Annotated in this window: 16 protein-coding genes and 1 pseudogene; 9 read left to right on the forward strand and 8 right to left on the reverse strand. The window is 50.9% G+C overall.

Annotated features, from left to right (window positions below; all coding sequences use genetic code 11):
- Positions 1-131 precede the first annotated feature (131 nt).
- Entirely contained in the window at positions 132-617 is a 486-nt protein-coding gene (locus tag E5355_RS12875) for a transposase (protein ID WP_246866953.1), read from the forward strand.
- Between the two features lie 221 nt (positions 618-838).
- Here E5355_RS12875 and E5355_RS12880 read toward each other — a convergent pair.
- Positions 839-1339, reverse strand: a pseudogene (locus tag E5355_RS12880) (HU family DNA-binding protein).
- A 383-nt stretch (positions 1340-1722) separates the two neighbouring features.
- On the opposite strand from E5355_RS12880, the gene E5355_RS12885 reads away from it, so the two are divergent.
- The 7 genes from E5355_RS12885 to E5355_RS12915 are packed head-to-tail and all read left to right on the forward strand — an operon-like array spanning position 1723 to position 9102.
- Positions 1723-2202 (forward strand): hypothetical protein, encoded by a 480-nt coding sequence (locus E5355_RS12885; RefSeq protein ID WP_136010665.1) that lies wholly within the window; start codon positions 1723-1725, stop codon positions 2200-2202.
- Positions 2199-4430 (forward strand): adenosylmethionine--8-amino-7-oxononanoate transaminase, encoded by a 2232-nt coding sequence (gene bioA, locus E5355_RS12890; protein WP_136010666.1) that lies wholly within the window; start codon positions 2199-2201, stop codon positions 4428-4430. Before E5355_RS12885 ends, bioA begins: the two co-directional genes overlap by 4 nt.
- Before the next feature lie 30 nt (positions 4431-4460).
- Complete coding sequence (locus E5355_RS12895) at positions 4461-5612, forward strand: 8-amino-7-oxononanoate synthase (RefSeq protein ID WP_136010667.1); 1152 nt, start codon at positions 4461-4463, stop codon at positions 5610-5612.
- A gap of 28 nt (positions 5613-5640) precedes the next feature.
- Positions 5641-6429 carry a pimeloyl-ACP methyl esterase BioG family protein gene (locus E5355_RS12900; RefSeq protein WP_136010668.1) on the forward strand — a complete coding sequence of 263 codons (789 nt, stop codon included), beginning with the start codon at positions 5641-5643 and terminating at the stop codon, positions 6427-6429.
- A gap of 14 nt (positions 6430-6443) precedes the next feature.
- Complete coding sequence (gene bioC, locus E5355_RS12905; protein WP_136010690.1) at positions 6444-7253, forward strand: malonyl-ACP O-methyltransferase BioC; 810 nt, start codon at positions 6444-6446, stop codon at positions 7251-7253.
- The gene (gene bioD / locus E5355_RS12910) at positions 7253-7900 is read left to right on the forward strand and encodes a dethiobiotin synthase (protein WP_136010669.1); all 648 of its coding nucleotides are present in this window, start codon (positions 7253-7255) and stop codon (positions 7898-7900) included. The genes bioC and bioD overlap by 1 nt, the downstream gene beginning before the upstream one ends.
- A gap of 29 nt (positions 7901-7929) precedes the next feature.
- The gene (locus E5355_RS12915) at positions 7930-9102 is read left to right on the forward strand and encodes a glycosyltransferase (RefSeq protein ID WP_136010670.1); all 1173 of its coding nucleotides are present in this window, start codon (positions 7930-7932) and stop codon (positions 9100-9102) included.
- 5 nt (positions 9103-9107) lie between these two features.
- Here E5355_RS12915 and E5355_RS12920 read toward each other — a convergent pair whose 3' ends face one another.
- Positions 9108-10352, reverse strand: coding sequence for an ABC transporter permease (locus tag E5355_RS12920; RefSeq protein WP_136010671.1), 1245 nt, complete (start codon positions 10350-10352; stop codon positions 9108-9110).
- 108 nt (positions 10353-10460) lie between these two features.
- Positions 10461-11660 carry a pyridoxal phosphate-dependent aminotransferase gene (locus tag E5355_RS12925; protein ID WP_136010672.1) on the reverse strand — a complete coding sequence of 400 codons (1200 nt, stop codon included), beginning with the start codon at positions 11658-11660 and terminating at the stop codon, positions 10461-10463.
- 257 nt (positions 11661-11917) lie between these two features.
- Between E5355_RS12925 and E5355_RS12930 the strand changes: the two genes are divergently transcribed.
- The gene (locus tag E5355_RS12930; protein WP_136010673.1) at positions 11918-13153 is read left to right on the forward strand and encodes a fucose isomerase; all 1236 of its coding nucleotides are present in this window, start codon (positions 11918-11920) and stop codon (positions 13151-13153) included.
- A gap of 84 nt (positions 13154-13237) precedes the next feature.
- Here E5355_RS12930 and E5355_RS12935 read toward each other — a convergent pair whose 3' ends face one another.
- From E5355_RS12935 to E5355_RS12955, 5 genes are all read right to left on the reverse strand, one after another.
- Positions 13238-14485, reverse strand: a complete 1248-nt coding sequence (locus E5355_RS12935; protein ID WP_136010674.1) for an ABC transporter permease — start codon at positions 14483-14485, stop codon at positions 13238-13240.
- A gap of 38 nt (positions 14486-14523) precedes the next feature.
- Positions 14524-15756, reverse strand: a complete 1233-nt coding sequence (locus E5355_RS12940; protein ID WP_136010675.1) for an ABC transporter permease — start codon at positions 15754-15756, stop codon at positions 14524-14526.
- 25 nt (positions 15757-15781) lie between these two features.
- Positions 15782-16429, reverse strand: a complete 648-nt coding sequence (locus E5355_RS12945) for a GIN domain-containing protein (protein WP_136010676.1) — start codon at positions 16427-16429, stop codon at positions 15782-15784.
- A 146-nt stretch (positions 16430-16575) separates the two neighbouring features.
- A complete protein-coding gene (locus E5355_RS12950; RefSeq protein WP_136010677.1) occupies positions 16576-17838 on the reverse strand; it encodes an ABC transporter permease in 1263 nt (420 codons plus the stop codon).
- Between the two features lie 13 nt (positions 17839-17851).
- On the reverse strand, positions 17852-19126 hold the full coding sequence (locus E5355_RS12955; RefSeq protein WP_136010678.1) for an ABC transporter permease: 1275 nt from the start codon (positions 19124-19126) through the stop codon (positions 17852-17854).
- Positions 19127-19172: the final 46 nt, after the last annotated feature.

Raw genomic sequence — 19172 nt, forward strand, 5'->3', positions numbered from 1 at the left:
AGAGCCTATGGTTCAACTTGCTTTCTGCAAAATCATGCTTAACAAAATTATTGTGTAATTTTTAAGAGTTGGATTTTGACTTGTTGTTAGAGAGATTGCGTGGGCATGTACGTGTGAAACGCGGTCAAAGCATGGAACCCAGTGTAGGAATTATGGACAGTCAAAGCGTCAGATGGGGGAACAATGCTTCTTTGAACGGTATTGATGGAAACAAAAAGGTAAAAGGCATAAAACGGCATGTCATAGTGGATAAGCATGGCTTTCTTATTGCCGTTATGGTCACCATAGCTAATGTGCATGACAGTAAAGCCGCTTATTTGCTGATGAGGGTTCTTAAGGAGATGTGCTCCAGTGTAAGAAACATTCTTGCCGATGGAGGTTACCGAGGAGAACTTGTCGATAACATAAGAAAGAAATTCGGATATGTCATTCAGGTTGTTATCAGTGCGTACAAGGAACAGGGATTCAGACCCATTCAAAAGAGATGGATTGTGGAAAGAACATTCTCATGGATGGATTACAATAGAAGGCTCTGCCGAAACTATGAACTAACATTCGACTCGGCAGAGGAAATGGTCAAATTAGCCGCTATAAGATTATTATTGAGGAAAATTTAAACAGGCTCTGAGAGGAAATTTAAATTAAGGATTAAGGGTTAAGGATTAAGCCTATTCAAATTATATTCAAAAAGATTTCTTTATTCAGCTTCTTTTGAGCTTCCTTCTGGTCTATCTTCCTGTTTCTATTTGCCACACAGCTTGCTATGATCCTCATAGAAACAGAGAAAAATCTCCTCAAAAAAGAACTCTCAAAATGATGCAGAATAAAATTTCATTTTTTATCCCAGCGGATTCTCGCCCTGATCACCGTCATTGCTGGACCGACGCCTTGATTGCCTTCGCCAGAACTACCCTCCTCGGGCTTGTCGAGCACATAGTCCACATAGCCGGGCTGCGGGTCACGGCGGTGCTGCCGTTCACCAACTTCAGCTCCGTGTCGAGGATAAAGCGTATATTCACCTTCGCGATAATGCGCACCGTACACTTCTCCGAGGTCTCCATGCCGGGACAGCGGAACGTCATGTGAAAAGTACCCAGCTGGTTCAGCTTCACCTTGTCACCGTTGGCAAGGTTGCCTTGAATCTCCTCTACCAGGGCTTCGATGACGTGCTTTACGTCGCCCTTTCGTCATGACACAGTTCTTCTGGATGGAGGCGGCAAGAACATCGACGTCTATGGTGCCGCAAGTCTTGGGTTTCTGACGGAGATAGTACAACATGGGCGAGACCGGGGTCGCTCACAATTTTATGCCGTTGGAAGCGTTCTACAATTACATTCATAAATTTGAAAAGTTATAGTTGTTTGCCAATATATAGTTCACAAAAACGCATCATCCGTCCACACCAAATGCATCATACATTAAAGGCAAACGGATGATATATTGAAGGTAAATATATGATGACTATTGCAGATAAACTTCTTAATGACTATTAAGTGTTGTTATAAAACATGATATTATTTACTGCATATTTGGAGACTATCAAAAAACACGTACCTTTGCAGTGTGTTTTTCATAGTATTAGATTTAAGGTTAACGAAAGATTGGCTGTCTGGGATAGATAGCCTTTTCTTTTTTCATACATTACCGTTACCGTTATGAAATTATTTTTTCTACATTTGCACCCGCTAAAAGGAAACAAAACCGCATCAGGCTGAAAAAAACATGAGGAATACATCACCCACCGCACCTACCATCCGCTTCCGCCGCTGGAGCAGAAAAGCCTACGCTGCATTTGCCAGCATAGGACGGTGTGTCACCATCGGTTGCCTGCGCAAAAGCGTGGCAGACAGCTCTCTGTCCAAACAGAAAACTGCGGGAACCGACGGACATGCCGGATGCGGGGAAGAGAGTACCTGGAAAGGGAAAACGGAAGGAAGAGAAACCGACACCGGCATTCCGCTGGGTAGCAGCAGCGCCCTAACAAGTATCCTCACGGAGCTGGGAACAAACCGGCACATTCTTTTTGAAACACAAGTCATCCGCCCCTGCGGGAATACAGGCGGACAAGACACATATAGCCTGAAACAAAAGAGAATAAGAGGTACGAATTACCGGAAGCCATGCAGCAGAATGACGAGCTGCACCGCCCCGGCAATCCGTACCTCTGTCTTTATCCACGAACTTAACCCAAGAAAGATATGACCCTACAGAAGTTGAAGGAACAAGTGCTGCGCGGCAGCCACATCAGCAAGGAAGAAGCCGAATGGCTGGCTGTGCAACCCGACAAGGAAGCACTATACGAAGCTGCCCACGAGATAACCCAGGGCCTGGCCTCGGAGGAGTTTGATATGTGCTCCATCATTAATGCCAAGTCCGGACGATGCCCGGAAAATTGCAAGTGGTGTGCACAGTCGTCGCACTACAAAACCCAGGCAGACGTGTACGACCTGGTGGACAAAGAAGAATGCCTGCGGCATGCCCGGCATAATGAAGCCCAGGGCGTGGCACGTTTTTCGCTGGTGACCAGTGGACGGAAGCCCTCCTCCAGAAACATGGAGAAACTGTGCGAAGCCGCCCGGCACATGCGCCGGCACTCGTCCATCCAGTTGTGCGCATCACTGGGACTGCTCAACGAAGACGAAATGCGGGCACTGCATGACGCAGGCATCACCCGCTATCACTGCAACCTGGAGACAGCCCCCTCCTACTTTCCCCAACTGTGCAGCACGCACACGCAGGAAGAGAAGTTGCGCACCCTGCAAGCCGCCCGCAACGTAGGCATGGACATCTGCAGCGGCGGCATCATCGGCATGGGCGAGAGCATGGAGCAACGTATCGAATTCGCCTTCACACTGCGCGAGCTGGAAGTACAGTCCATCCCCATCAACCTCCTGAGCCCCATCCCCGGTACACCGCTGGAACAGCAGGCACCACTCAGCGAGGAGGAAATACTGACCACCATCGCCCTCTTCCGCTTCATCAACCCGACAGCTTTCCTCCGCTTTGCCGGAGGACGCTCGCAACTAAGCAAGGAGGCTGTGAAGCAGGCGCTGCACATCGGCATCAACTCCGCCATCGTGGGCGACCTGCTGACAACGCTCGGTTCGAAAGTGTCGGAAGACAAGATGCTGATAGAAGATGCCGGATACCGGTTCTGCGGTTCGCAGTTCGACAGAGAGCACCTCTGGCACCCCTATACTTCTACAACCAACCCGCTGCCGGTGTACAAGGTGAAGCGTGCCGAAGGCGCCACCATCACCCTGGAAAGCGGAGAAACCCTCGTAGAGGGAATGTCGTCGTGGTGGTGCGCCGTCCACGGATACAACCACCCCATACTGAACCGGGCGGCAGAGGAACAGCTGGGCAAGATGTCGCATGTGATGTTCGGAGGGCTGACACACGACCCTGCCATTGAACTGGGCCAGTTGCTGCTACCGCTTGTCCCGCCGTCCATGCAGAAGATATTCTATGCCGACTCGGGCTCGGTGGCAGTAGAGGTGGCCTTGAAAATGGCCGTGCAGTACTGGTATGGCAAGGGAAAGGCGAAGAAGAACAATTTTGTGACTATCCGTTCGGGCTATCACGGGGATACATGGAATGCCATGTCTGTCTGCGACCCGGTGACGGGCATGCATTCGCTGTTCGGGGCATCATTGCCGATGCGCTATTTCGTGCCGCAGCCGCGCTCGCGCTTCCACGGCGAATGGGATGAACGGGATACGGTGGAACTGCGGAAACTGGTAGAGGAGCATCACGAGGAACTGGCAGCGCTTATCCTCGAACCTGTGGTGCAGGGCGCTGGCGGCATGTGGTTCTACCACCCCCAGTACCTGCGCGAAGCGGCACAGATATGCAAGGAACATGGCCTGCTGCTGATATTCGATGAAATAGCCACGGGCTTCGGACGGACGGGAAAGCTCTTTGCCTGGGAGCACGCGGGTGTGGAACCGGACATCATGTGCATAGGAAAGGCCATAACGGGCGGATACATGACGCTGTCTGCCGTACTGACAACGAACGAAGTGGCGGATACCATCTCCAACCATACGCCGGAGGTGTTTATGCACGGCCCCACCTTTATGGGGAATCCACTGGCATGCGCCGTGGCATGCGCTTCGGTGAAGCTGCTGACCTCGCCCGAATACGACTGGCAAGGAAAGGTGAACCGCATCAGCCGGCAACTGCTGGAAGAGCTCGAGCCGGCACGCCGACTGCCGCAGGTGACGGATGTACGTGTGCTGGGAGCCATCGGGGTGATTGAAACCCAAGAGCCCGTAGACATGGCGTGGATGCAGAAACGCTTCGTTGAAGAGGGAATCTGGGTACGCCCGTTCGGAAGATTGGTATACCTGATGCCTCCGTTCATTATAGAGCCGCAACAGCTGACAAAGCTGACGGGAGGATTGATGAAAATTATAAGAATGTGCTAACATTGGCATATGGACACATTAAAAAGAATTATGAATACAACCGAATATATGCAGCAAGAACTGCAAACACTAAAAGAACACAGCAACCTGCGCCTACTGCCGCAACTGACGCACGAGGGGCGCACAGTGGTAGCCGATGGCCGACGCATGCTGAACCTTTCGTCCAACGACTACCTGGGCCTGGCCGCCGACCATCGGCTGAGGGAAGAATTCCTGCAAAATCTGACGCCGGACAACTTCCTGCCGACCTCCTCCTCCTCCCGCCTGCTGACGGGAAACTTCGGGATTTACGAAGAACTGGAGACGGAACTCGCCACACTTTTCGGCACGGAGACAGCGCTGGTGCTCAATAGCGGCTATCATGCCAATATGGGGATTCTGCCCGCCGTGAGCGATGCACAAACCCTGATATTGGCAGACAAGCTGGTGCATGCCAGCATCATCGACGGCATCCGCCTATCCACCGCACGCTGCATCCGATTCCGCCACAACGACCTGGCGCAACTGGAACGCCTGCTGGAACAGCATCATACGACATACCGGCAACTGATTATCGTCACAGAAAGCATCTTCAGCATGGACGGTGACCAAGCCGACCTCACGGCATTGGTGCATCTGAAAAAAAAATATCCCAACGTACTGCTCTATGTGGACGAAGCCCATGCCTTCGGCGTAAAAGGAGCACGAGGCCTGGGCTGCGCCGAAGAAACCGGATGCATCCGGGATATAGATTTCCTCGTGGGCACCTTCGGCAAGGCAGCGGCATCTGCCGGCGCATACATCGCCTGCTGTCATACGATACGCGAGTACCTCGTCAACCGGATGCGAACCCTCATCTTCACCACGGCACTGCCTCCGACAAGCATTGCCTGGACACTGTTTATCGTACGGAAACTTGCCGGAATGCAAGACCGCCGCGAGCATCTGGCAAGAATCGGCCGGACGCTACGCGAAGCATTACAAGCCAAGGGGTACGGATGCCCCAGCGCAAGCCATATCGTCCCCTTGATTATCGGCCCCAGCACCGACACCGTGTTGTGCGCAGAGCTGCTGCAGAGGCATGGATTCTATGCACTGCCGGTACGCCCGCCCACGGTGCCCGAAGGAACATCACGCATCCGCTTCTCGCTGACGGCAGACATTACAGAGCAGGAGATAGAAGAAATGATTAAATATATATAGTGTAAGATAACTCATCACATATATTATTATGAGACAAGTTTACATCATCAAAAAAAACAACCCCAAGCTGCTACTGTTCTTCGCAGGATGGGCCGCCGACGAAACACCCTTTAAACAATATTGCCCCCAAGGCATGGACTACATGATTTGCTATGACTACCGCACGCTCGATTTCGATACTTCCATCCTAGAGCAATACCGGCAAGTGAACGTAGTGACATGGTCTATGGGCGTATGGGCTGCTCCTATCGCACTGGCTTCCGTGCCCAAGGAGAAACTGATGCTTATAGCTTTTAATGGTACCATTACCCCTATCGGTGACACAGATGGAATTCCCGAAAAGACCTTCCGAGACACCTTGAGCGGATTGACTCCCGCCTCGCTCCAGAAGTTCATGCGCCGCATGTGCAAAGACAGCAATGCCTACAAAGCCTTCCTTGCCATCACTCCCCGCCGAGACTTCAACGAAATTAAGGAAGAGCTGGAACTCATTGAGAAAAAATACACCCGAATGAGAGGGATAACCATCGATGAAAACGGCAATTATATCTACCCCAATAATGACGAGACGGATGCCTATGCAAACGATAAATGCCAATACATCAATTATGACTACGCTTTCATAGGCGCCAACGACCGCATATTCCCTTTAGAAAATATGAAAACAAATTTCGATGACATGTTCAATGATGACAAACTAATTGTTGTAGACTGCGCCCACTATGACGAACCAATGTTCCGCTTCTTGCTGCAAGACATGTGGTCGATGCCCATTGACGACTTTCTAAGCCATCTGAGAGAACTGGATAGACAATAAAAGAATTGAAAAAAATGACAGACATCCCTACCCGCTCCATAGACAAAGAACTTGTAGCAAAACGCTTCTCCTACTCGCGAAGCACCTATGACCGCGAAGCCAGCGTGCAACGGCAAGTAGCCGAAAAAATGATGCGCCTGCTGACTGACGCCCTGCTTTCCGCAGGCATACCCCGTCCGCAACTTCCTACACACTTCCGCCACATCGTAGAGCTTGGCTGCGGAACGGGCAGCTACTCGCGCATCCTGCTGAACACCTTGCAACCGGAAACGCTGTTGCTGAACGACCTCTGCCGGGATATGGAGGAATGCGTCGGGGAGCTATGCACTACGCGCGTCAGCTTCTTGCCCGGTGATGCCGAAGCTCTCGACTTCCCCGCAGAAACCGACCTGATAACCTCGTGCTCCACCCTGCAATGGTTCAATGACCCTGGCGCTTTCCTCACCCGCTGCCACCAAGTACTGATGGCAGACGGACTGCTTGCCTTCAGCACCTTCGGCACCACAAACATGCACGAAATACGCCAACTGACGGGGCACGGGCTGGAGTATCTCTCCATTGAGGAGCTGCAAGCCCTGCTCTCTCCCGGCTTCGATGTTCTCCATGCCGAGGAAGAGGTAGTGACCCTGTCCTTCCCCACCCCTCAGGCAGTGCTGAAGCATCTGAAGCAAACCGGAGTGACGGGAACGGAAAAAAGGATGTGGACGCGCAGCCGCCTGCAATCCTTCTGCGAAGCATACACCACCCGGTTCAGTGATGCCGCAGGCAACGTAAGCCTAACCTATCACCCTATTTATATCGTCGCACGAAAAAAAACAGAATAATGGAAACAAAAAACATCTACTTCATCAGCGGCATTGATACAGATGCCGGAAAAAGCTATTGCACCGCCTGGTACGCCCGTGAGCTTATGCAACGCGGCCTGCGTGTCGTCACCCAGAAGTTCATCCAGACCGGCAACACCGGTCATTCCGAGGACATCGACCTGCACCGTCGCCTCACCGGAACCGGCTATCTGCCGGAAGACAAAGAGGGGCTGACCATGCCCGAGATATTCTCCTATCCCTGCTCCCCCCACCTCGCCGCTCGCATAGACAAGCGCCCGATAGACTTCGGAAAAATAGAGCGTGCCACCAGGGAACTTTCCCACCGCTATGATACCGTGCTCGTGGAAGGCGCCGGAGGTCTGATGGTTCCCCTCACCGAAGATTTCCTGACGATAGACTACATTGCAGAGAAGCAGTACCCGCTTATCTTCGTCACCTCCGGAAAGCTGGGCAGTATCAACCACACCCTGCTGAACTTCGAAGCCATCAAGAACCGGAGCATCGCGCTCGATACGGTACTTTACAACCTCTACCCCACTGTGGAGGACAAGACTATCCAGGAAGACACGATGAAATACATCAAGCAGTATTTGTCCAAGCACTTTCCCGGAACAAAGTTTGAGGTAGTGCCGGAAATTGTGTAAATTTGCAGCACATAAACGTCCTACTGCACATGGAAGCATTTACATCAGATTCTACTGAAATTATCGTACTCGCTGCGGCGGGTGGCCTGTTCCTTATTCAAATTATCTACTACCTCTGTCTCTACAACCGTATCCATGCACGCAGCCGTGCCGTGAAACAGGGAGACACGCATTTCACCCAGGAACTGCCACCCATATCCGTCATCATCTGCGTCTGCGAGGAATCTGAAAATCTGCGCCGCAACCTGAGCGCCGTGCTGGAGCAGGACTACCCCAAATTTGAAGTCATCGTCATCAACGACGACGACACCGACAAGAGCGAGGACTACCTGACCATCCTCGAAGAGAAATATCCCCATCTCTACCACAGCTTCGTGCCCGAGTCCTCCCGCTACATCAGCCGCAAGAAACTGGCCGTGATGCTTGGAATCAAGGCCAGCAAATATGACTGGATGGTGTTTACCAACGCTGACTGCATGCCCCAAAGCAACCAATGGCTGCGACTGATGGCACGCAACTTCACGCCACGCACCCAGGTGGTGCTGGGCTACAGCGGCTACGAGCGCGGCAAAGGCTGGCTGCACAAACGGGCTGCATTCGACAACCTGTTCACTTCCATGCGCTATCTGGGATTTGCCCTGGCAGGCAGCCCCTACATGGGCATCGGGCGTAACCTGGCCTACCGGAAGGAACTCTTCTACCAGCAGAAAGGATTCTCCGCACACCTCAACCTGCAACGCGGAGACGACGATTTGTTCATCAACCACGTGGCCACCCCGGAAAACACACGGGTGGAAACGGATGCCAAAGCCATTGTGCGCATGCCGCCGCTTCTGCGTGCCAAGGATTGGAAAGAAGAGAAAATAGGCTATGCCTCCACAGCACGGCTGTATCATGGAATGCAACGCCGGCTGGCCGGTTTTGAAACCCTGAGCCGCCTGGCATTCCACGCAACTTGGACAGCCGCCATGATTATCGGCATTCTGCATTTCCACTGGCTGGCAGCAGGCGTGGCTTTTCTTTTGTTCCTGCTCCGTTTCACCATGCAGGCCGTCATTGTCAACAAGACTGCCTGCGACCTGGAAGAACAGCGCAGTTATTACTTCACCCTACCGGTTTTCGACCTATTGCAGCCAATACAGTCTTTGCGTTGGAAGTGGTACTGCCTGTTCCGCAAGAAAAGCGGTTTTCTGAGAAAGTGACTCTCTTATTCGTAACGGATGGAAGTTGCCGGATGGATGCGTGTAATCAGGAATGAAGGACCCAGCAGCATCAGTAGCGAAGCCAGCAATGCACCAGCATTCAGCAGCAGAAACAGCCAGATATTGAAAGATACCGGAACAGTAGCCATGTAATAGGTTTCAGGGTCGAGTTTGAACAAGCCAGACCAGCGCTGCACGAAATAGAATGCAAGGCCGATCATGTTCCCCCAGAACATACCTTTCCCGATGAGAAAGACCGAAAACCAAAGGAAGACTTTACGGATGGTAAAGTTATTGGCTCCCAAAGACTTCAACACGCCTATCATGGAGGTACGCTCTATGATGATAATCAGCAGGCCTGACACCATGGTGAACCCCGCCACCCCAATCATCAGAATGAGAATGACCCAGATATTGACATCCAAAATGCCCAGCCAGACAAAGATTTGGGGATTGAGCTGCTCTACATTGCGGACGCAATACTCGGCACCATAGCGGTCGGGATTCCCGTCCGCATCGGCAGCTATCTCATAGGTGGTTTCTTCCAGCTTGTCATAATCGCGTATTTCCAGCTCCACACCGCTCACCTGGCCGGGCTCCCAGTTATTCAGCCTATTCACCAGACAGAGGTCGGTAATCAGGAACAGGTTGTCGTATTCGGAGAAGTTGGTTTGATAGATACCTACAATCTTCAGGCGGCGGGCACGCACATCATCTTGGATGAAGTAGGTGTCTATCTTGTCACCGAGCTTCAGTTGTAGCTTGCTGGCAAGAGACTTTGAGATGACTACACGGTTGGACGAAACAGAATCGCTAAATTGCGGAAACTCCCCCTCCAGCAGATGGCGGTGGAAGAAGGTGCTGTCATATTCCTGCCCCACACCCTTCAGCACCATTCCCTGAAAGGCATCGGCGGTCTTTATTATCCCCAGCTTGGTGGAGTAGCGTTGCACATGCTCCACTTCGGGATAGTCGGAAAGCGCAGCCATCATGCTGTCGCCCACCACCACCGGACGCGTCTCATAAGAGCGAGCAGCATCCAAGTTCCCAATCTGGATATGGGCACTGAACCCCACAATCTTATCCCTTACCTCGCTCTTGAAGCCGACAATGACGGACACGGCAATAATCATCACCGCCAGTCCGAGGGCAATGCCCACCATGGCGATAAGAACAGCCGGACGGGAAACCTGCTTGCCCGGCTCCGAGTTGCGATAAATGCGCAACGCTATAAAGCGAGATAAGTTCATGGGCCATTATTTTGTAGGCGCGGATTACACGGAAGATTTGAAACAGACCTCTTTATCTTAAGTTTTCCGTGTAATCCGCGTAATCCGCGCCTAATGAATTATTTCATTTTATTCGGTTCGTCCCGGATAGGCTTCCAATGCTTTTTGCAGGACAAACAAGGCGCGGTTCAAGTCGTCTTTTTTCAGTACGTATGCGATACGCACTTCGTTGCGACCGGACCCCGGCGTAGTATAGAAACCGGAAGCGGGAGCCATGAATACCGTCTGCCCCTCGTACTCGAACTCCGACAGACACCAGGCACAGAACTTGTCGGAATCATCCACCGGAAGCTTTGCCACCGTATAGAACGCTCCCATCGGGATGGGCGAATATACGCCCGGTATGCGGTTCAATCCGTCAATCAGGCATTTACGGCGTTCTACATATTCATCGTATGTGTCGCGCAGGTAATCCTCATCGGCATCCAGCGATGCTTCTGCGGCAATCTGGCCAATCAACGGAGGACTGAGGCGCGCCTGGCAGAACTTCATGACGGCATCCCTGATTTCCTTGTTCTTCGTAATCAGGGCACCGATGCGGATGCCGCACTCCGAATAGCGCTTGGACACGGAGTCAATCAGCACTACGTTGTTCTCAATGCCCTCCAGATGGCAGGCAGAGATATAGGGAGAACCCGTATAAATAAATTCACGGTACACCTCGTCCGAGAAAAGGAACAAATCGTACTTCTTCACAAGGTCGCGAATCTGGTTCATTTCACGGCGTGTATAGAGGTAACCCGTAGGATTGTTGGGATTGCAAATCAAAATGGCACGCGTGCGCTCGTTAATCAGCTCTTCGAACTTCTCGACCTTGGGCAACGAGAAACCCTCTTCGATGGTCGTGGCAATGGTGCGTATCTTGGCTCCGGCAGAGATGGCAAACGCCATATAGTTGGCATAGGCCGGCTCGGGAACAATGATTTCATCACCCGGATTGAGACAAGCCAGGAAAGAAAACAGCACCGCCTCCGAACCGCCGGAAGTGATGATGATGTCGTCTGCAGTCAGATTGATATTGTACTTCGCATAGTAGCCCACCAACTTCTCGCGGTAACTGCGGTATCCCGCACTGGGGCTGTACTCCAGAACTTTCCGGTCGACGTTCCGTATCGCGTCAATCGCGACTTGCGGTGTAGGCAGGTCGGGCTGTCCGATGTTCAGGTGGAATACATGTACGCCTCTTTGTTTGGCAGCATCTGCCAGAGGGGCAAGCTTTCTGATAGGAGATGCGGGCATCTCCATTCCGCGAATGGATATTGTTGGCATGAGGTCTATTTACTATTTTACGATTTACTATTCAATATAGAGTATCTATAGGTGACATTGCTATCACTTTATCTTAAAGTTGCAAATGTAGCGAATTATTTGAAACCAAAAGGAAGGCAGGACAATAAAAACTTTAAAAAACTTATCTATCGTGAAAACTCTATGATATGTAAACAGAAACTTGTACCTTTGAAAAAGCAAACGAACCAAGCAGGCTCAATTAATAAACAGTAAATTGTAAAATTGTAAATAACATCATGGTCATCAACCTTATAACTTTTGCTTCCATACTGCATAAACAAGCATCAATCCGTAACTCCCACGAAGTGATATTGACTGAGTTGGAGAAGTACTTTACCGTCAACTTCATTGATTACAAAGACATAGACAAGTTATCACCCGATGACTTCAGCATCATATTCATCGCGACCGGAGGCGTGGAAAGACTGGTAATCCAGCATTTCGAGTCCCTTCCCCGCCCCACCATCCTCCTGGCAGACGGCATGCAGAACTCACTGGCCGCAGCCCTCGAAATATCTTCCTGGCTGCGCGGCCGAGGAATGAAAAGCGAGATTCTTCACGGAGAACTGCCCGAGACCATCAAGCGTATCTTTGTTCTGCACAGCAATTTCATGGCACAACGCCGCCTTTTCGGCATGCGCATCGGCGTAATGGGCACTCCGTCCAATTGGCTCGTTGCCAGCAATGTGGATTATCTGCTTGCCAAGCGCCGCTGGGGTATCGAGTACACAGACGTCTCATTGGACCGCATTTACGAATACTACGGACAGATAACGGACGAGGAGGTGGGCGAAGCATGCGCCAGCCTGGCAGAAAAAGCGCTTGCCTGCCGCGAGGCAAGCCCCGAAGACATGATAAAGGCCGTGCGGCTGTATCGGGCCATCAAAAGGATTGTAGAGGAAGAGCGACTGAGCGCCATTACCCTCAGCTGCTTCCGCCTGATAGACCAAACGGGAACCACCGGCTGCCTTGCCCTTGCCTTGCTGAACGACGACGGAATCATTGCCGGATGTGAAGGTGATTTGCAATCCGTCTTCACCATGCTGGCCGTAAAAGTGCTGACGGGAAAGAACTCTTTCATGGCCAACCCTTCCATGATAAATGCCCGTACCAATGAAATCATCTTGGCACACTGCACCATCGGCATCGCACAAACGGAGCAATTCATCATACGCAACCATTTTGAAACGGAGAGCGGCATCGGTATTCAGGGAATTCTGCCAACGGGAGACGTAACCATCATGAAATGCGGAAACGAGAGTCTGGACGAATATTACTTAAGCACCGGCGCGCTTGTTGAGAATACAAACTACATCAATATGTGCCGCACCCAAGTGCGGATAAAGATGAACTCTCCTGCCGATTATTTCCTCAAGACACCGCTGGGCAACCACCACATCATGCTGCATGGCAATTACGAGGATATATTGGAGGAGTTCCTGCAAGCCAATGCCTGCAAACGGATTGAATGATTATTCGTTCGCATCCGGTATCACCACCTCGCCTGAAACGGGGAAATACGTTCCCTAGAATGAGCACAGATTACTCAAAAAAACTCATTCATCATGCAATGCTTCAGCGGGCTGCACCTCCATGGCCCGTGAAGCCGGATACCAGATTCCTGCAATCACCATCAATGCCATCAATACCCAGACAATAGAAACGCATATGCCAAATCTCCCCCAAGTGGCATCCGTGGCTTCCGTAAAAGTGACATCCGCCATAACCATATTGATACATATTGTCAAAGCGGGGATAGAGGCAAGCGCCAACAGCAGCAACCCTTCACCCAGCAATTGCCAGCGTATTCTTCCGCGGCTGCTGCCCATGGCCATGCGCAAAGCAATCTCGCTGCGGCGATGGCGGGTACGGAACCAGAAAGTTCCCATCAGCCCGATGAATACATTGAAAACGAAGAATATCACAATAAGCCTTGCACTACGGATATAGGGGGTGATTCCTTCGGCAGCATCCCGTTCTATCTTCTGGTCCTTATAGCTCTGTATGTCGAAAAGATAGAATGGAGCAACCTGCAGCTGCGACGTCATATCCTGATAGAAACGGGCTGCAAAATTATCCGTATCCGCCTCCGGACGTATCCGTAGGGAGATGAACGGAAGGTACTGGGCCTCATAGAACCAACCGGGAAAAGGAGTCAGAACAAAAGGTCCGTAACGGGCATAATCATCCGTCTTCTGCAAAGCACAGACTGCAGAGACACAGTAACGAAGACCTCCGTTGTAATAATCCAGGAACTCGCGACCCACCGCCTCGGCACTTGTCTGAAAAAGACTGTCTGCCAAATCACGGGTCACCACGGCAGGCAGAGGACTGGCAGTGGAATTCCAATCCGAGACATTCCCCTGCAACAACGGAATACGCATGACGTCGAAATATTCGGGAGACACATAGCGCACTGTAGTCTCGACAACATGCACGCTGTCCGTCGTATACCCCTGGTAAACACGCCCGCGGGTATAGGTATCGGTACCCAACCACGTGGCAGCACTTTCCACTGCAGGATATTGCCTGATACGCCGGAGCACCTCCTCCATCGGTTTGAACCAGAAGGTCTGCAGGCTGTCTTCCGACGTGCACGACACTATCTGTGTGGGGTTGCAGGAAATCCTTATCTTATAGACATGCTCCAAATCATACCCCTTAGGCTGCCGCTCTGCATGGGTAAAGCCATAGAGCACATCCACACAATACCACATCAATGTAAATACAATCAACAGCTCGGCAAACAGCCAGCCGTTACTGCGGCGCTGGTTCCATATCTGGTGCAAAATAGAATGTATCATACTCGTTACTGTTTTTAAATTAGAATTTGTTTATCCGCTCATTCACCGCCAAGAACCTCGGCTATGGGACGGCGAGTGGCATGCCAGGCCGGAATAAACACAGAAAGCAGGTTGAACAACAGACATACCACCAATACAGCCACGAAAACCGCAGGTCGGAGGAAGAGCCAGATGCTTACATCAAAATTCGCTCCGGGAGCGCCATCGCCAAGCATCCAGTCCTTGCCCAGCCATAGGAATATGCACGAAAAGAGAAAACCGAGCAATGCGCCGGCAAATGCCAAGGCCAGGTTCTCGCGGAGCAACTGCACCATCAAGGTAGAACGGCTGGCACCGTATGCTTTCCTTACCGCAAGCTCAGCCATGCGACGGGACATTTGCGAAGATATAAGTCCGCTGACATTGATGGCGGGCACAATAAGCAATATCAACCCCAGAATTATGCAGGTTACGGCAGGGCTCATCGTGTCATTACGGAAAAACTGCCGTTCCGTATAAGTGCTGAGATCGGGAAGTTCCAGTTTATATTCGGTCAGTGTCTCGTTGAAGCGGGCAAGCGACTGTTCTATCTGCCGCTTGAGCTCCTCTCTGCCGACACCGGGCCTGACAAGAGCCACAGCCTCGAAACCTCCCCGCAGCCCTTCACTGCCCAGACCAGAATCCCGGGTGGAATAAGGCATCCACAACTCTCCATAAGCAAATGTGAACAGAGAGCTCACATCCTTGGTGACCCCGACAATGCGCTTAGGGCGAAAGTTAACAAAATAATTCTTGCCAATGGCTGTTTCGGCAGACCCGAAAGCTTCGCGGGCAAGCTGTTCGCCTATAACCACGACATCCCGGCAAGCATCGAACTCTTCGGTACTGAAAAGACGGCCCGCCACAAGAGGGATATCGTAGACACGCCAATAGTTCAAATCCACCTGACGAACCGTGCGGTGCATTCCCCGCGCGGGTGAATCCCCACAATATCTAAGATAGGTAGGTCCCAGATAGGTGACAAGTTCCGCACCCGGAAGTTCTGCAAAAATAGCGTTAACAGCCCGATAAGACATACCCGTATTAGAATTGCTGTGGTCGGCCTTACGGTAAGAGTATCCATAAGAGGAATATACCATACTACTGCGGTGCGACTCGGGAGCCAAGTCAGCCGTCTGGATGTCATACACCATGTAAATGACCATGACAAAGGTGATGCTCACTGCCGTACCAATGACGGAAACAGCACTGAAAAAGGGATTCTGGTGGACAAGAGCTAAAATTTGTTTCATAACTTTCTATTCATCATGTAATGCTTCAGCGGGCTGCACCTTCATCGCCTTTCGGGCGGGAACGGCCTATTTTCAAATTATCAGTATTTACCCCGCCTATGCCTCCTTTAGAAATGTCAGCATGCCCGGCAGTTCCGCTCAGAGTAATTTCGCCGACTCCTCCCACCTTGGCAGAGAGATAATCGCAAACCACATGGATGTCGGCACTACCCACACCCCGCAAAGCCACCCGTAGGTCGCGGCAAGTCAAATCCTTCACATGCACATCACCCACGCCTTTCACTTCAAACTCCAGCTTATCCAGCTTCAAGGGTTCCTCACAGTTGAATTCACCCACACCGACAAATTCCACCATCTTTAAATCCGGAGCCGAGAGACGGATGGTGACACCGTCATCTTGGTTGCGCATCTTCTTATCCTTGAAGCCGATGGTGAGATGACCATCCTTCACTGTGCTCTCCGTATTCTTCACGTACTTCTCCCGTCCTTCAATCTGTAGGGAGTAGCTGTCGCTCTGTGTGAAGTAAACCGTACCCACAGAAGTTATCCTGATGGATGAGAAAGCCTCCACCTTACGCACTTCACTCACTTTGTTATCTTGTCCCCATGCACAAATTACGCCTGCAAATGCCAATGCCAATGCGATGATAACACCTATAATATTTGTCTTCATATTCTTGCTCATTTATTACAATGATGACTTACTCAAAAAAAACAGACAATGTGTTTAGTACGAACGGATGATGTATTTGCCCCAAACAAGTGATGTGTTCGATACAAACAGATGATACGTTCTTTTTTATCGTTGATATTATTTTCTTATTCTTCATGCAGTGCCTCTGCCGGCTCTATCTTCATGGCTTGCCGTGCCGGATACCAAATGCCCATCATCACCATCAGCGCTATCAGCAGCCAAGCCCCCAGCGAGCCTATCAGGAAGCGCATCATGCTCCACTCCACGGGCCAAGTGGCAATCAATGCAGTACGTCCAATGGTGAATTCGCCGACACCTACGTTGTAACATACCAGCATGGCAGGCAGAGTAACCAGCGCCAACAGCAGTAACCCCTCTCCCATAAGAAGGGCAAAGACCTGCTGCTTGGTACTACCCATCGCCAACCGCAAAGCTATTTCGGAGCGACGGCGGCGCGTGCGGACCCAGAAAGTACCTATCAGTCCCAAGAAGACATTTCCCAAGAGGAACAGCACCACTATTGTCTGACTGTTCACTTTGTCCGTATCTCCATACATCACTTCAAACTGTGCCTGCATTTGCGTGTAAGGTTCCGCACTGGCAACAAATATATTGTCCGTATCCAGCCTCGGCGCTATCTCGCGGAGAAATTGTTCCCGGTAGTCCGGCCCGTCGGCAGCAGGCTTTACACGGAACACAATCTGCGCCTGCTGATTTCCGAATCTCTCACGCATAAGCTGCTCGCCCAGGCGCATAAAAATCCAATGAGCGTCATTGCCATAGCGGTAATCGCGGAAGCTGCCGACAATGCCACCTTGAGTAACCGTATTCACCGTATCTCCACGCCATGTCAGCGGTGTGTTGAGTGAGAATTCCGGCAACCGTTTCTTGAAGGCATCGGCAATAGCCTGGCTCAACATCACATTATTGATACCGACAGGCAAAGCGGCAAAAGTCCGCCCTTGCTGCTCCTGCATATGAAAAACCCGTGTATATCCACCGGTAGCATAAATTATACGCCCGTTCTGCCCGATGGTATCTTGTACAGCCAGCGTGTTATAACTATTCGCGCCACTCATAGGCAAGCTCCAATAGCTCAACGAGGCGGCCTCTACAGTCGGTTCTTGCTCCAGCCTTTTCAGGATATTCAGATACTTGTCGGCATTGAGCAATGTCGTATCACGGCTCTCGCCTCCCTGCACCGTAGTAAGACGATAAACATGGTCGATATCATATCCCAACGGACGATAGAAAGTATATTTCATACATCCCAGAGAATCGCAAAGAAACCACATCACGATGAATACCAGAAAGAGTTCGGCCAACACCCACCCACTATTGCTCAGGCGTGCCCATATCATGCGTAAGTTGTGTAAAATGAATTTCATAATACTTCTTGTTTTATTTATCGTTTAGTGAATCTACAATTGTCCGTCTTGCCGCCATCCATGCAGGCAGTCCGGCACTAAGCATATTGATGACCATGCAGAAAGCAAAAGCCAGCAGAAATACCCAAGGACTGAACAATGCTTCCATGCTCAGGCTAAAGTCACCGGCCGTACCGACATTCTGGTCATTGGTAAAAAGCCAGGTACGCATTCCCCATACAGCCACATAGCTGAACAACAATCCTCCCACACCGCCAAGCAGTGTCAGCACCAGATTCTCATTCAGAATTTGGCGTATCAGTACACCGCGCGTTCCACCGAAGGCCTTACGCACTCCAAGCTCCGAGATGCGCTGCTGCATCCGGCTGTTACTCAGTCCGCACAAATTGAGCGACGGCACCAACAGAATGATGAACAATGCAATGGCATATTGCAGGTATAGCATCGTCACATCCGGTCCCACGTTAGACCATACATGGTTCACATGAGCCACGATGCCGTCCGGTTGCTCCATGATGTCTAGCTGCATATCTCCCAATCCTGCATTGACAGCCTCTATCCGTTTGGCAATACCTTGACGAATGGTCTGGAAATCATCGGATGTACGTGCCAGTACAGCAATATGAGTATCACCGCCATAACTCCATACCGAAGTCACTTCCAACTTATCCGCCGGATACATGCTCCATATTTGTGCGTAAGCATCCTTTGCCGTGACAGAAACATCCTTTACCACTCCTATCACACGCACCGGTTCGCGGTTCAACAATAACTGCTGCCCCACCGCATCCGTCGTGCCAAACAGCTTACGTGCCACAGAAGCACAAACCACAACTGCCTTTGTACCTCCTGCACGGTCTTCTTCGCCGAAACCATGTCCTGCCAAAAACTGCAGGCTGAATACCTTCCAGAAACCCTGGTCGGTCTGCATAGCATCCACTTTTACCCGGTTGCTGCCATCTGTAAGAGACACCAAAGCGGCACTGGCCGGAGCAAAAGCAGTACAAGCTTCCACTTCGGACAGCGGCTGTATACATTCTTTCATAAATGCCGGTGAAGGAGTATTATAGTTTTGTATCCTCTTCTCTGTCTTGCTGCTTATATGCATGGCAGAAAAATAAAGGCACCGGCTACGGTTCACTTCCGGTTCCAAATCGGCATACTTCGTTTGCCAGATAATCACAATAGCCATAATCATGGTAATGGCAAACGCCGTACCCAGTATGGAAATTATACTCAGCAGCGGATTCTGCTTCAAGATAGTAAAAGCTTGTCTTACGGTTTGCATTTCATTTAATTGATAGTTGATAATTAATAGTTGACAGTTGCTAAGC

This window comes from Bacteroides muris (ex Afrizal et al. 2022), assembly GCF_004793475.1.
Lineage (GTDB): Bacteria > Bacteroidota > Bacteroidia > Bacteroidales > Bacteroidaceae > Bacteroides > Bacteroides muris.

Coding starts and splice junctions, on each gene's coding strand:
- E5355_RS12875 (WP_246866953.1), top strand. CDS start 132: ATGGAACCCAGTGTAGGAATTATGGACAGTCAAAGCGTCAGATGGGGG.
- E5355_RS12885 (WP_136010665.1), top strand. CDS start 1,723: ATGAGGAATACATCACCCACCGCACCTACCATCCGCTTCCGCCGCTGG.
- bioA (WP_136010666.1), top strand. CDS start 2,199: ATGACCCTACAGAAGTTGAAGGAACAAGTGCTGCGCGGCAGCCACATC.
- E5355_RS12895 (WP_136010667.1), top strand. CDS start 4,461: ATGAATACAACCGAATATATGCAGCAAGAACTGCAAACACTAAAAGAA.
- E5355_RS12900 (WP_136010668.1), top strand. CDS start 5,641: ATGAGACAAGTTTACATCATCAAAAAAAACAACCCCAAGCTGCTACTG.
- bioC (WP_136010690.1), top strand. CDS start 6,444: ATGACAGACATCCCTACCCGCTCCATAGACAAAGAACTTGTAGCAAAA.
- bioD (WP_136010669.1), top strand. CDS start 7,253: ATGGAAACAAAAAACATCTACTTCATCAGCGGCATTGATACAGATGCC.
- E5355_RS12915 (WP_136010670.1), top strand. CDS start 7,930: ATGGAAGCATTTACATCAGATTCTACTGAAATTATCGTACTCGCTGCG.
- E5355_RS12920 (WP_136010671.1), bottom strand. CDS start 10,352: ATGAACTTATCTCGCTTTATAGCGTTGCGCATTTATCGCAACTCGGAG.
- E5355_RS12925 (WP_136010672.1), bottom strand. CDS start 11,660: ATGCCAACAATATCCATTCGCGGAATGGAGATGCCCGCATCTCCTATC.
- E5355_RS12930 (WP_136010673.1), top strand. CDS start 11,918: ATGGTCATCAACCTTATAACTTTTGCTTCCATACTGCATAAACAAGCA.
- E5355_RS12935 (WP_136010674.1), bottom strand. CDS start 14,485: ATGATACATTCTATTTTGCACCAGATATGGAACCAGCGCCGCAGTAAC.
- E5355_RS12940 (WP_136010675.1), bottom strand. CDS start 15,756: ATGAAACAAATTTTAGCTCTTGTCCACCAGAATCCCTTTTTCAGTGCT.
- E5355_RS12945 (WP_136010676.1), bottom strand. CDS start 16,429: ATGAAGACAAATATTATAGGTGTTATCATCGCATTGGCATTGGCATTT.
- E5355_RS12950 (WP_136010677.1), bottom strand. CDS start 17,838: ATGAAATTCATTTTACACAACTTACGCATGATATGGGCACGCCTGAGC.
- E5355_RS12955 (WP_136010678.1), bottom strand. CDS start 19,126: ATGCAAACCGTAAGACAAGCTTTTACTATCTTGAAGCAGAATCCGCTG.